General features: G+C 66.8%; 11 protein-coding genes. 1 reads left to right on the top strand and 10 read right to left on the bottom strand.

The genetic code is table 11. The annotated features are described in order from the left end of the window. The 3 genes from pyrG to steA all read right to left on the bottom strand — a co-directional run. The coding region (gene pyrG / locus NP3_RS42560) for a CTP synthase (protein WP_084509637.1) at positions 1-745 on the bottom strand (745 nt) is incomplete at its 3' end. A gap of 130 nt (positions 746-875) precedes the next feature. Then, entirely contained in the window at positions 876-1,823 is a 948-nt protein-coding gene (locus tag NP3_RS42555) for a copper transporter (RefSeq protein ID WP_084509636.1), read from the bottom strand. Beyond that, positions 1,820-3,034 carry a putative cytokinetic ring protein SteA gene (steA, locus tag NP3_RS42550; RefSeq protein WP_063047367.1) on the bottom strand — a complete coding sequence of 405 codons (1,215 nt, stop codon included), beginning with the start codon at positions 3,032-3,034 and terminating at the stop codon, positions 1,820-1,822. Before steA ends, NP3_RS42555 begins: the two co-directional genes overlap by 4 nt. 159 nt (positions 3,035-3,193) lie before the next feature. Here steA and NP3_RS42545 point away from each other — a divergent pair, with 159 nt between their 5' ends. Beyond that, positions 3,194-3,613 carry an SRPBCC family protein gene (locus NP3_RS42545; protein ID WP_063047366.1) on the top strand — a complete coding sequence of 140 codons (420 nt, stop codon included), beginning with the start codon at positions 3,194-3,196 and terminating at the stop codon, positions 3,611-3,613. Positions 3,614-3,618: 5 nt separating this feature from the next. On the opposite strand, the gene recN is transcribed toward NP3_RS42545, so the two are convergent. The 7 genes from recN to NP3_RS51715 all read right to left on the bottom strand — a co-directional run bounded on the left by recN (position 3,619) and on the right by NP3_RS51715 (position 10,359). Beyond that, positions 3,619-5,388 carry a DNA repair protein RecN gene (recN, locus tag NP3_RS42540; RefSeq protein ID WP_063047365.1) on the bottom strand — a complete coding sequence of 590 codons (1,770 nt, stop codon included), beginning with the start codon at positions 5,386-5,388 and terminating at the stop codon, positions 3,619-3,621. Continuing rightward, positions 5,388-6,443, bottom strand: coding sequence for an NAD kinase (locus tag NP3_RS42535; protein ID WP_245721353.1), 1,056 nt, complete (start codon positions 6,441-6,443; stop codon positions 5,388-5,390). The genes recN and NP3_RS42535 overlap by 1 nt, the downstream gene beginning before the upstream one ends. After that, positions 6,440-7,261, bottom strand: coding sequence for a TlyA family RNA methyltransferase (locus tag NP3_RS42530; RefSeq protein WP_063047364.1), 822 nt, complete (start codon positions 7,259-7,261; stop codon positions 6,440-6,442). Before NP3_RS42530 ends, NP3_RS42535 begins: the two co-directional genes overlap by 4 nt. 1 nt (position 7,262) lies before the next feature. Continuing rightward, positions 7,263-7,565, bottom strand: a complete 303-nt coding sequence (locus NP3_RS42525; RefSeq protein ID WP_245721352.1) for a hypothetical protein — start codon at positions 7,563-7,565, stop codon at positions 7,263-7,265. A 13-nt stretch (positions 7,566-7,578) separates the two neighbouring features. Next, positions 7,579-8,475 carry an HAD-IIA family hydrolase gene (locus tag NP3_RS42520; RefSeq protein ID WP_063047362.1) on the bottom strand — a complete coding sequence of 299 codons (897 nt, stop codon included), beginning with the start codon at positions 8,473-8,475 and terminating at the stop codon, positions 7,579-7,581. A 409-nt stretch (positions 8,476-8,884) separates the two neighbouring features. Beyond that, entirely contained in the window at positions 8,885-9,742 is an 858-nt protein-coding gene (locus NP3_RS47405) for a tetratricopeptide repeat protein (RefSeq protein WP_373864832.1), read from the bottom strand. Next, positions 9,739-10,359: a hypothetical protein gene (locus NP3_RS51715; protein ID WP_373864831.1), complete on the bottom strand. Its 621-nt coding sequence runs from the start codon at positions 10,357-10,359 to the stop codon at positions 9,739-9,741. The genes NP3_RS47405 and NP3_RS51715 overlap by 4 nt, the downstream gene beginning before the upstream one ends. Positions 10,360-10,775: the final 416 nt, after the last annotated feature.

The raw sequence follows: 10,775 nt of genomic DNA, 5'->3' as shown, positions 1-10,775 counted from the left end.
CGTCCACATCGACGTCGCACATCAGCGCGATCTTGCTCTTGAGCGCCTGCGGCACCTCCCTATCGCAACGCAGGATCAGCGCGTCGGGCTGGATACCGATATTGCGCAGCGCGGCCACCGAGTGCTGGGTCGGCTTGGTTTTGAGCTCACCCGACGGCGCGAGGTAGGGCACCAGCGAGACGTGCAGGAAGAACACATTGTCCCGGCCCACATCGTGGCGGATCTGGCGCGCGGCCTCGAGGAAGGGCTGCGATTCGATATCGCCGACGGTGCCACCGATTTCGGTGATCACCACATCGGGCACCTGCCCCTGTAGATCCGGCCCCTGCATCGCCAGGATGCGACTCTTGATCTCGTCGGTGATATGCGGGATAACCTGCACCGTGTCACCGAGGTATTCACCGCGACGCTCCTTGGCGATCACCGACGAATAGATTTGCCCGGTAGTCACATTCGCGTCCCGGGACAGATCCCGGTCGAGGAACCGCTCGTAGTGGCCGACATCGAGATCGGTCTCCGCGCCGTCCTCGGTGACGAACACTTCGCCGTGCTGGAACGGATTCATGGTGCCCGGATCGACGTTCAAGTACGGGTCGAGTTTCTGCATGGTCACCCGCAGTCCGCGCGCGGTCAGCAGCTGACCGAGGCTGGAGGCGGTAAGACCCTTACCCAATGAGGAGGCGACACCACCGCTGACGAAGATGTGCTTCGTGGCCGTTCGCGCCTGATTCCGTGTATGACCCACGGGTCTTCACGGTAACACGAAATTGCTGGTCTGATCACACGCCACGCACGTTTGCCACCGAGTCGCTGCGATCGATCGGATCCGAACTGTGCGCCATGTTCGCAGCACCGGGCATCGCGGGTCCGGCGGGTCAGCTCGAGGGCAGTGCGACGAGTGTGAGGGAGGTCGCCTTGGTGCCGGTTCCGTATCGGCCCGCGCCGCCGTTGAGCTGCTCGCTCAGGCCGAGCACGGTGGTGACGCGGCCGATATCGCGGTCGAGATTGTCGACGGTGGTGACGGCGGTGGCGAGCGCGGCGTCGGAACGAATGATCGCGATCGGACCCGGATTGTCGGCGGCGCCGGATCGGCCCGCCAGCACCGCCCCCGCACCGCGACCACGCAGGGCGCCGACGAATCGGGCGATATTGCTGCCCTGACTGTTCTCGCTGGACTTCGCGCCATCGCCGGTGACGACAACGGCGAGGTTCGCGGCCTGCGCCGGGGTGTCGCCGTAGGCGAGGAAACCGCCGCCGCGCAACGTCTCCAGCACCAGGCTCAACTCCTGCGGGGTGCTGCGCGGTTGCGCGCTCACGGGATCGAGCAGCAGCACCAGGCCGAGCAGGTCGCCCGCCATACTGCCCTGATCCACCTGGCCGGTGCGCAGTTGCGCGCCCGCGGGGATGACATTGGTGACCGCGGTACGCATCCGGTCGCCCTCGGCCGCGTCGAGGAAGGCGTCGTTGAGCGCGATGCGGGCGGTCACGGTGGCGCCCGAGGTTTCCAGGTCCTTCGCGACGGCGTCGACATCGGCGGGTTCGGCATCGGGGGTCGTGAACACCACGACGCTGCGGTCGGTGAGCGTGCCGCCGAGGATCCGCCCCGCAGATCCGGCGATGAACCGGTCCGCGGCATTCATTTCGTCGCCGAACCGCCGGTTCTGATCAGTGGCCACATCGAGTTGTTTGCGCAGATCCGTTTTATCCGCGCGCAATCCGGTCAGCAGGTCCGCCGCCACAGTCTGCGACCCGAGCACCACACCGAGGGCAAGGGCCAAGAAGATCGCGACGATCGAAACCGCATGCTGCCGAATCGAAATCATCGGGTCCCTCCCGCACTGGCTAGGCCCTCGGCCCACAGCGCGAACCGGTTCCAGGTATCGGCCGCCCAATCCAGCGCCTCGGTCCCCATATTCGAGGCGAGCATGGCCACGATCACCGCGACCAGCGCGGCGAGTACGACCATCGCGATGGCGGTGCCGGACACTCGGTTTCGGTAGAGCGTGGCGACGGCCTTGGCATCCATGAGTTCGGTGCCGATTTTCAGCCGGGTGAGGAAGGTCGCCGGATTGCTGTCGCGGCGGCCGCGGTCGAAGAAGTCGTCCAGCGATGCGGCGGCGCCAGCGGTCACGATCAGCGATGCGCCATGGTGGTGAGCCAGCAGCAGGGCCAGGTCGGAGGCTGCGCCGGACGACGGGAAGGTTGTCGCGCCGATGCCGAGATCCTGGATGCGTTCCAGCCCCTTGGCGTGGCCGTCGGTATCGGCGGGCAGAATCATCTCGGCACCGGATTTCAAGGTGGCGGTGGTGATTTCGTCCGGGTCGCCGACGATCAGATCGGGGCGGTAGCCCTGCTTCATCAAGGTGTCCGCACCGCGGCCGACGCCGACCATGATCGGCGCGTACTCTTTGATGAAGGGCTTCAGTCGCTTGAGATCGTCGGCGTGCTCCGGGCCGTCGGCCACCACGACCACATGCCGATTCTTCATGTCGAGCTCGAGCTCCGGCACCCCGATACCGTCGATGAGCAGCGCACTCTCGGTGCGGATGAATTCGATGGTGTTGCCCGCGAAGGCCTCGAGATGATCGGCGAGACCGTTGCGCGCCTCGATCATTCGCTCGGCGACATCGGATTCGGTCAGCTCGATGCCCGTGACCAGGACCTCGGGCTCCTTCTTGACCAGCTTGTCGGAGTAGACGACGCCCTCATCGATGCGAACCTTGACGCCGTCCTTGATCCGGAAGGCATCCGAACTCACGGTGTCCAGCAGTAGAATTCCGTTGGCGACCAGCACTTCCGGCCCCAGATTGGGGTAGCGGCCCGAGATCGACGGCGAAGTATTCACCACCGCGACCACACCCGCCTCGACCAACTGATCGGCGGTGAGCCGATCCAGATCCATCTCATCGAGTATTACGACATCACCGGGCCCGACCCGCTTCAGCAGACGCCTGGTGTTGCGGTCAACCCGAGCTGTCCCGGTCAATCCGGGCAGCGCTTCGGTGCTCTTCGACAACAACGCCAACATCTTCATGGGGCCGATCCTGTACGCAAACCCTCAACCATTGGTGGAGGCGCGCCGTATCACCTATCACATTCGTCACTGTGATAACACGAACACCACGCCGCGCCGAGAGCGCGCCAGCAAGTACCCGTATGCTGCGGGTCACAGATATCCCGAATAGGAGTCATCATGGTCAGCAGTACCGTCGACGCCGTGATCGCGGCACCGCGCGATGTCGTCTACAAGTTCTTCACCGAGCGGGATGGCATCAACCCGTACATCCCGGTCGACTTCACCTTGAAGACCCCCGGCTCGCCCACCCCGACGGGCGTCGGCGCGCAGTACTTCATCGGCAAGGCGGGCGTCGGCATCGTCGAGGAGACCACCAAGCTGGTCCCCGGTGAACTCATGGAATACAAGATCATCAAGGGTGCGCCGGTGAAGCGGCACATCGGCACAATCACCTTCACCGACACCGATAACGGCACCCTGGTCTCCTACACGATGGAGTCCGAGCCCAGCCTTCCCGTCCCCGCGAAGGTGCTGGAATTCGGCCTGAAGAACCTCATCAACCAGTTCATCAAGGGCGCCCAAAAAGCCCTGCGCTGAACTCCTCAGGCCGGAGTGCGTTCGGCGCGAGCGGTTTCGAGCAGTTCCTCGGCGTGAGCGCGGCCGGTTTCGGTGTCATCGAGACCGGCCAGCATGCGAGCCAATTCGATGACGCGCTCATCCTTGGTCAATGCCCGGACGCCGCTGTTGACCTTGCCCTTGCCGTCATCGGACTTGTCCACCACCAGATGGGTGTCGGCGAATGCCGCTACCTGCGGCAGGTGGGTCACCACGATCACCTGATGGGTGCGCGCGAGCCGGGCCAGTCGGCGGCCGATCTCGACCGCGGCCCGGCCGCCGACACCGGCGTCGACCTCGTCGAACACCATGGTCGCGCCATGATCCGAACTGGCGAGCACCACTTCGAGAGCCAGCATCACGCGCGACAGCTCACCACCGGATGCGCTCTTGCTCAACGGCAACGACTGCGCACCGGAATGCGCGGACAGACGGAATTCCACCTCGTCGACACCGGTCGAACCGGCGTGCAATTCCTGCCCGTCCACCGTCAGCGGCGCGGAGTCCTGCGGGCTCGCGGGCACCGGCCGCACCACGACCTCGAGCTTCGCCTTACCCATCGCGAGCCCACCGAGTTCGGCGCTCACCGCCGAGGCGAGCTTGCCCGCCGACTTGGTGCGCGCCGCAGTCAATTTGCGCGCCGCTTCCCGAACGCGGTCCGCGGCGATATCCACCTCCGCCGCCAGCGCGGCCAATGCCTCTTCGGAGACATCTAGCGAGCCCAGACGCGTGCGCGCCTCATCCGCCCACGCGATGACCCCGTCGATATCCGGTGCGTACTTGCGCGTCAGCGATTTCAACTCAGCTTGCCGGGTGAGCAGCGAATCCAATGCACCCGGGTCCGAAGGCAAATCCGAAAGATAGCCACTGAGCTCGGTGGTGAGATCGACGACGACCGCGATGGCCTCGCCGAGCCGCGGCCCGAGCGCGGTCAGCGCCGGATCGTGCGCCGATTCGATGCGGGCCCGCGCGGCGCCGAGCAATTCCAGTGCGCCCGAACCGTCTTCGGGCGAATCGGCGGGACCGGCCAAGGCATCGTGCGCGACCGCGGCGGCCTCACGCAGCGAATCCAGATCGCTGAGCCTGCGCACCTCGTCCACGATGCGCTCGTCCTCGCCGGGTTCCGGTGCGATGGTATCGATTTCGGACAGCGAATGCTTCAGCCGGTCGGCCTCCAACGCGAGTTCCCTACTGCGCGCGGTACGTTCGAGCAGCTCAGTGCGGGCGTCGAGCCAGGAGCGCCGCCGCACCTGGTACTTACGCAGCAGCGAACCGACCGTATCGGCGGCGAACTGATCCAGCGCGGACAGCTGCTGATCCGGACGCTGCAGGCGCAGCTGGTCGTTCTGACCGTGCACGGTCAGCAACGGCGCGGTGAAATCGGCGAGGACAGAGGCGGGTACGCCGCGCCCACCCAGGTGTGCGCGGGAGCGTCCGTCACTGCCGACGGTGCGGATCGCGATGATGCTGCCGTCGTCATCACGTTCGGCCGCAGCCGATTCGAGGACTTCCTGCACTTGCTTCTGCGCGGTGGTATTCACCTCGTCGACGGTGAAGCGCCCCTCGACCACGGCCCGGTCCGCACCCAACCGGACACGGCCCGCATCGGCCCGCGCCCCGCTGAGCAGGTGCAGGCTGGTCACCACCATGGTCTTACCGGCGCCGGTCTCACCGGTCAGAACGGTCAGACCCTCATGGAATTGCGCGGTGGCCGTGGATATGACGCCAAGCCCGTCAATCCTGATCTCTGTCAGCACTAGTCCTCACCCACCCCGCCGGCTCCGCCGGCTGCCATCCCGCTGTCCTCACCCACCCCGCCGGCTCCGCCGGCTGCCATCCCCCGGCTGATCTCCGTTCGCCGTCGGCCACGCCAGCCTGTCACGGGCAATTGGAATTTGCGCACCATCCGGTCCGCGAACGGTGCGGAGTCCAACCGCACCCACCGCACCGGTTCGGCGCCGCGGACCGCCTCGAGCCGACCGCCCTTCGGCAATGCCAGGGTGCGCCTGCCATCCAGGAAAACTATCGCATCATGGCCCGCCGCGACGGATTCGACCGCGATCCTGGACTCCGGACTGGTCACCAGCGGCCGTGCGAACAGGGCGTGCGCATTGCTCGGAATCACCAGCAGCGCTTCGAGTTCGGGCCACACCACCGGGCCGCCCGCGGAGAACGCGTAGGCGGTCGATCCGGTCGGTGTGGAGATGAGGATGCCATCGCAACCGAACTGCGAAACCGGCCGCCCGTCGACCTCGAGGACCACCTCCAGCACGCCCATGCGCGAGGCGTTCTCGATGCTGGCTTCATTGAGCGCCCAACCGGTTTCGACGATCTCGTCGTCCACCCGGACGTTCACATCGATGGTCATCCGCTGCTCGAGGCGGTAATCGCCGCGGACTACGCTCGCCAATGCCTCATCGAGGTGTTCGGCCTCGGCCTCGGTGAGGAAACCGATGCGGCCCAGGTTGATTCCGAGCACCGGCACCCCCGCCGGCCTGGCCAGTTCGGCCGCGCGCAGGAAGGTGCCGTCACCGCCGAGCGAAAGCACCATCTCGCAGCCGACCGCCGCGTCCGGGCAGTGCTCGACCACGCGCGCCGGATATCCGCCCGGTTCCGCGACGGCCGTCCCGCCCGGGGTGTCGGGCTCACAGTCGAATCGGGTGCTGTCCGCCTCGTCCGCGAGCACGCGCAGCCCGATACCCGCGTCGGCGAAAATCTTCGCGACACGATGAGCGGTTTCGATGATCTCCGCCCGGCCCGGATGCGAAACCAGCAGAATCTCTCTGGATTCGGCTGGCGTCAGCGCGTTCACTGTGGACCCTCCTCAACCGCACGTTCGACAAGCGCCGCGACCTGCTCGCCGTCGTACTCGAACTGCCCGTCTTTACGCAGCCACACAAAGTATTCGACATTGCCCGATGGGCCGGGCAGCGGGCTGGCCACCACCCCGACGGTGCGCAAGCCCAATTCGGCGGCCGCCGCCGCGACATCGCGCACCACTTCCGCGCGCAATGCGGGATCACGCACCACACCGCCGGAGCCTACTCGCTCCTTGCCCACCTCGAACTGGGGTTTGACCATAGGCAACAGGTCGGCACCCGGCGCGGAGCAGGTCGCGAGGGCGGGCAGCACCAGATTCAGTGAGATGAACGACAGATCGCCGACAACCAGTTCGACGGTCCCACCAATGGATTCGGGGGTGATGGCGCGAACATTGGTGCGATCGAAAACTTGCACCCTGTCGTCGTTCTGCAGCCGCCAGATCAGCTGGCCGTAGCCGACATCGACGGCGACGACCGCACGCGCCTGCCTGGAGAGCAGTACGTCGGTGAAGCCACCGGTCGACGCACCGGCATCCAGGCAGCGCTTCCCGCCGACGGTCAAGCCCAGGGGTTCGAAAGCTTCGAGCGCGCCGAGCAGCTTATGCGCACCGCGCGACGCCCACGACACCTCGTCGGGCTCCTCGCGCACGACCAACGGCGTGCCGGTCTCCACAGCAGTCGCCGGCTTCACAGCGACCGTTCCAGCAATCAGGACGCGGCCCGCACCGATCAGCTCGACCGCATGTTCACGCGATCGCGCCAATCCGCGGCGAACCAGTTCGGCGTCCACCCGCGCGCGCCTGGCCACCTCAGATCTTGTCCACCGTGGCCAGTGCCTGCACGAGCACCTCATGTGCCTGTTCCAGGATCCGGGCGCGCCGGGTGATATCGGCGCCGGAATCGGCGGCCGTCGGCGGGGGCGCCGCCAGGCCGGCCCAGGCCGGACGCGCGTCGAGTTCAGCGAGCAGACCGTCGATCTCGGCACGGATCCGCGCGGGGTCGGCAGGCTCCGGGCGTCCCTGCGCACCCGGCAGATGCTGGCCGGGCAGCGGCGGCCCGGGGCGCGGTCCATTCGAGCCGGGTCCGTTCGGGCGTGGCATCGGAGTAGTCATCGTGGGGTCAACGCTATCGGATTTCCGAACCGGACGCCTGCACCCTTACGGCTCGTCCCGGGTTACGGCGTAAGCGTTCCGCCAAGTCGTCGGCGAGGTCGGTCGCCTCGTCCTCGACCGGCGGATGATTCAGTGCGTCCAATGACTCCGAGACGTAGGTCGGGATCAGGTCCGCCGGGGCGTCGCGTAGTTCGTCGAGGGTGCTCACGCCGGTCAGGACCAGCAGCGATTCGAGGCCGACGCGGTTGGCGCCCTCGATATCTGTGTCCAAGCGGTCACCCACGACCAGCGCGCTGCGCGTTCCGGCGCGCACCAGGGCGTCCTCCAATAGTGGCGCATAGGGTTTGCCCGCTACCACTGGTTCCTTGCCGGAGGCGGCACGCAATGCGGCGACCATGGCGCCGTTGCCGGGCGCGAGGCCACGCTCGTTCGGCAGCGTCTTATCCGTATTGGCGGCAACCCACAGTGCGTCGGCGCTCAGCGCGTAGGCCGCCTCGGCCAGATCCGGCCACGCGGTTTCGGGCGAATGTCCTTGTACGACAGCATCTGGTGCGGCGCCATTGAAGCGCCGGATCGAGCGCAGCCCGACCGCTTCGACCTCTTTGGCCAGGTCATCGGTGCCGACGATCAACACCGTTGCCCCGGAATCGAGCCGCTCAGCCAATAACCGTGCCGCCGCCTGCGCACTGGTCACCACATCATCGGTTTCCGCCGCAAACCCGAGCTCGGCCAAATGCCGCGCGACCACGTCCGGACCGCGACTCGCATTGTTCGTGACATATACAAGCCGCTGTGCCGCATCGGAATCCGCCAGCGCCTCCGGCGCGCCCTGGATCACCTCCGGCCCGCGATACAGCGTGCCGTCCAGATCCAGCAGCAGGGCTTCATACCGCTCTCGTAGCCGCTTCACACCACTCTCACTCCATGTAACCGACCGACACCTTCCCGAACCCTACGCCAGCCCGCCGACAGGAATATGACGGCGTCGACCGACCGTATGCCGCAAACCCATTCCGAGCCCACGCTCGAATTGACAATGCGATGTGCGATATCGCCTAGCCAGCGAGTTGCGCGATGTTCGCAGTCGGCAATGCCGACGAGACACCAGAACCGCCGGACATCCGGCGGGCCGTGGCGCAATCTCAGAAGCCACGCCTTCGCTGGATAGCGCGCGCCCATCGCGAGACTGTGCCGCCTCTTCTGACAAGCCCCGGGCACCTGCACCCGCGTATTCCATACGTCGGCTGTCCCACTGGATCGCCCCTGCACTTGTGGCCTGAGTCGACGAACTCCCTCGGTGTCGGTCCCAGCCGCTGTGCCTATAGGTCGGTGTCGCCGGTTAGTTCCTCGGCACGCTCTTCGGCATCTGTTTCACCGTCGAGGTCGGCGGAGGCCGCGTTGAGGAACCAGGTCAGGCCCTCGGCGGTGCGGCCTGCGGCGACCAGGGCGTCGGCATAGGCGTAAAAGAGACGGGCGGCGGCGGAGCCGGTGCGGGAGGGGTCGAGTTCCGAGGTCTGCAGGGTGACTACGGCCTGGTCGTATTGGCCGAGATCCATGCGGGCACCAGCGACCACGATGCGGAGTTCGGTAGCCTCGTCACCGCGCAGGGCGCGGGCCTCGTCGCTGCGGCCCAGTTCGATGGCGCGTTCGGGGCGGCCGAGGCCGCGTTCACAGTCGGCCATGACGGCGAGCAGACCGGAACCGCCGGACATCCGGCGGGCCGTACGCAATTCGGAGAGGGCCTCGGCCCACTCGCCCGCGTGATACGCGGTGACGCCCGCGGTTTCGCGGACCACTGCAATGCGGCCAGCGCGTTGGCGGGCGGCCCGTGCATGAGCCAAAGCGAGACGCGGATCATCGTCGATGAGCCGGGCCGCCATTACAAGATGCCGGGCGACCGTTTCGGCATTGCTCTTGTCCAGACTCAGCAGGTCGCGACGCACCTCGGTTTCGAGGTCGGCGGCCTGGACATCATCGGGCAGATCCGGCTCTTCGGGACGCGCCGCACGTCGATCAGCCGAACCGCCCCCGGCACGCGCGCCCTCGCCGCCGCGACGGCGATCCTGCGCGTCGTCGCCGCGGGTCCAGCCGCCGCGCTGACCGGAGTCACCGCCACGGTTGAAACCACCGCGCTGGCCAGCGTCATCGCGTCGCTTGAATCCGGTGCCTTCGTTCACGTCGCTGCGCTGACTCGATTCGCCACCACGCTTGAACCCCCCGCGCTCACCGCTGCCACCACGGCCGACCCCGCCGCGCTCCCCCGTGTCACCACGGCGGAAACCACCGCGATCGCCCGAGTCAGCACGGTTGAAACCGCCACGATCGCTCGAACCGCCGCGGCTGAAGCCACCGCGATCGCCGGAACCACGGCTGGAACCGCCACGGTCACCAGAACCACTGCGGCCGAAGCCACTTCGATCGCCGGAATCACTGCGCTGGCCCGAATCGCCGCCACGCTTGAAGCCACGGCGCTCGCTGGAATCACCGCCACGGTTGAAACCGCCACGCTCACTGGAATCGCCCCGATCGAAACGGCCGCGATCGCCGGAGCCACCCCGGCTGAATCCGCCCCGTTCGCCCGCGTCGCCGCGTCGGCCCGAATCACCACTGCGGTTGAAACCGCCGCGGTCGTCCGAACCACCACGGTTGAAACCACCTCTGTCGGCGGAATCACCGGAGCGCTTGAATCCGCCGCGCTCACCCGAACCACCACGGTTGAAACCGCGCTCGCCGGAATCACCACGCCGACCCGAGTCGCCGCGCTCGCCGCCACGGTTGAAACCTCCGCGATCATCGGCACCGCGGTTGTAGCCGCCACGGTTACCGGAGTCGCCACGCTCGCCGGACCCGCTGCGCTTGAAACCACCACGGTCGCCGGAACTGCGATCAGTGGACTCGTTGCGGCGGTTGAAGTCGCCGCGGTCGTTCGAACCACTCCGGGGCGAGTCGCTGCGTTTGAAGCCGCGCCGTTCACCGGAATCACCTCGGTCGGAAGAGCCGCGAGAGTCGCCGCCTCGATCGCGGTCGGGACCGTCCTGCCGGAAGGACTTCCGGCCGTCGTTCTGTTCCGACACGGTGGCCCCTTTCTAGGTTCCGCCAGAGGTTGTCGAACCCCTGAATTCAATCACGTCTCGGCGGTCGGGCCCGAACACGCATAGATATAGGTACAAAAACGACGATAGGGGACCCAGTTCTGGGTCCCCTATCGTG

The organism is Nocardia pseudovaccinii NBRC 100343 (assembly GCF_001613225.1).
GTDB classification, from domain to species: domain Bacteria; phylum Actinomycetota; class Actinomycetes; order Mycobacteriales; family Mycobacteriaceae; genus Nocardia; species Nocardia pseudovaccinii.
The sequence above is the reverse complement of the archived record's forward strand: the minus strand, read 5'-3'. Positions and strand labels throughout refer to the sequence as shown.